Below are 260 nucleotides of genomic sequence, written 5' to 3'. Positions count from 1 at the left end.
ATAAGGATCAAAAGTTACTGTAACAATGAAAAGGCCGGCATATGCCGGCCCTGATAACTGCTATTGGGTAAACCTTGAAGGACTTAGCCCAGTAAAGACAGCACACTCTGCGGGGTTTGGTTTGCCTGGGCAAGGACGGAAGTACCAGCCTGCTGTAGAATATTTGCACGGGTCATATTAGAGACTTCCTTGGCGTAATCGGCATCTTCGATGCGCGAGCGAGCTGAGGAAAGATTAATAGAGGTGGTTTCGATGTTGGC

General features: G+C 48.5%; 1 protein-coding gene. It reads right to left on the bottom strand.

The features are described from left to right. Nucleotides 1-83: 83 nt before the first annotated feature. On the bottom strand, nt 84-254 hold the full coding sequence (locus tag Q5762_RS38825; protein WP_315897023.1) for a flagellin: 171 nt from the start codon (nt 252-254) through the stop codon (nt 84-86). Nucleotides 255-260 lie beyond the last annotated feature (6 nt).

It is taken from the genome of Streptomyces sp. P9(2023) (genome assembly GCF_032436795.1).
Taxonomy (GTDB): Bacteria; Actinomycetota; Actinomycetes; order Streptomycetales; family Streptomycetaceae; genus Streptomyces.
The sequence above is the reverse complement of the archived record's forward strand: the minus strand, read 5'-3'. Positions and strand labels throughout refer to the sequence as shown.